This window comes from Bacillus sp. AFS001701, from assembly GCF_002559405.1.
Taxonomy (GTDB): domain Bacteria; phylum Bacillota; class Bacilli; order Bacillales; family Bacillaceae_G; genus Gottfriedia.
In genome coordinates this window covers 1-1,844 of record NZ_NTZO01000563.1, presented here as the reverse complement: position 1 = coordinate 1,844, position 1,844 = coordinate 1, and the positions used below count along the sequence as shown (strand labels likewise).

Genomic DNA, 1,844 nt, shown 5'->3' with positions numbered 1-1,844 from the left:
AAAAAAACACGATCATTTGCTGCAATTAAGACTGTCGGCTTTTTCTCAGATGAAAAAAGTTTCTCTAGTTTACTTTTCATTTCCGTTAAACTAGCTTCAATAATGAAATCTAAATTTGGCTTTATACCTGCATCGAACAAAGCTTTCTTATATCCCTCTAATCTGTCGATTCGCGGACTAATCGTAAGTGGTTGCACCACAAAGGCGATGTTCTGATGGCCCTTTTCAATAAATTTCTTCACTGCTTTATAAGTGGACTCTTGATTGTCTGTAAGTACAGAAAAAACATTAGGATTCTCTATTCTCCTGTCCATAAACACAACAGGATAGCCTGTCTTATTCATATTCTCATATAACGCGTTATTATGTCCGGTTGGGAAAATAATGAGTCCATCCACCTGCTTTGCTCTTAACATTTCAATATATTGTTTCTCTTTTTCGGGATCATCATCAGCGTTACATACGATGGCATGCAAATCATGTTTATGGCAGAAGTCCTCAATCGCACGGATAACCTCCGCTGAAAAGTAATGGATACTATTAGCTACTATAATTCCCACCATAGAAGTACGTTTTTGCTTCAGACTTCTGGCAATATAGTTTGGCTGATAACCAAGTTGTTTAATCGTTTCTTCTATTTTAAGCTTTGTTTTTTCTCCCATATATTCATACTTTTTATTTAAAAACTGAGACACCGTGCTTTTCGAAACACCTGCTGCTTTTGCAACATCGGTAATGGTTATTTTTTCCATAATCATTTTCCTCTTTCAACTTTCTATGGTGCCTTCATTTTACCGAAAGATCTAGTCATTTTCCAGCTAATAAATTTTAAAAGTTACTGGTCTTAAGGACAAGATAACTGACAACTATTGAATTGACTAATAATCTTTTTATTATCTACATTATATTTCCGTCATGTTCCAAATTTGAGTATTTACGTGTCACTTAAACAGTACTGACTTACCCTAATATGATTCCCAACTCACAATTATATAGTATCCACAAAAAATAAAGAAAAGATGACAGTTGCTTGCATGACACAAAAACAAAGTGTCATACCAGCTTCCGCCACCTTCCTTACATGTGAACCAACCCTTTTCTTGCGAAAAGAACCTCTTCCATTAGACCTTTTGCATTTTGGGTTACTTTTAATAAATATTGATCAGTTAATTGTCGTTTCGGATCAACCAAAGAACTACCCACTCCAACTGCAACGGCGCCTGCTCGGATATAATCTTTTGCATTTTGCAAGTTAATGCCTCCTGTTGGAATGAGTGGAACATAAGGCAGTGGTCCGGCTATATTTTTAAAATAGTCAGGTCCTACACTACCGGCTGGAAATACTTTAATTACATCAGCACCATGTTCATAGGCAGTAAGTATTTCAGTTGGTGTAAATGCGCCCGGAACACTGATTACTCCATAACGTTTTGTCATTTGGATTGTATCTTTATTTAAAGTCGGTGAAAAAATAAATTTAGAACCGGCCATGATAGCAGCACGAGCAGTCTCGGCATCCAAAACCGTTCCAGCACCTACCAATATGTCATCCCCGAAGACACTTGACAATTTTTCAATAATCGCTAGCGCTTTCGGTGTTTCCATCGTGATTTCAAGGGTAGTGACCCCACCTTTTTTCAACGCTTCAGCCATCGGTATAATAGTTTCCAAAGTGGCACCACGAACTACTGCGACAACAGCTCGTTTTTTTATTTCTTCTACACCCATTTTAAAGACTCCCTTTTTAATAGATCACCAGCCTTAGAAAAAATCTAAAGCTGGTGATATTTTTTTATGCACTCACATTGAAATGTGATGGTTTACTGTCTTTTTTCGTAGCCTTT

2 protein-coding genes are annotated in these 1,844 nt (G+C 36.9%); both read right to left on the bottom strand.

What is annotated here, in order from left to right; genetic code table 11:
- The coding region (locus CN514_RS22910) for a LacI family DNA-binding transcriptional regulator (RefSeq protein WP_286141803.1) at nucleotides 1-752 on the bottom strand (752 nt) is incomplete at its 3' end.
- 325 nt (nucleotides 753-1,077) lie between these two features.
- The gene (locus tag CN514_RS22905; RefSeq protein WP_097975213.1) at nucleotides 1,078-1,728 is read right to left on the bottom strand and encodes a bifunctional 4-hydroxy-2-oxoglutarate aldolase/2-dehydro-3-deoxy-phosphogluconate aldolase; all 651 of its coding nucleotides are present in this window, start codon (nucleotides 1,726-1,728) and stop codon (nucleotides 1,078-1,080) included.
- Nucleotides 1,729-1,844: the final 116 nt, after the last annotated feature.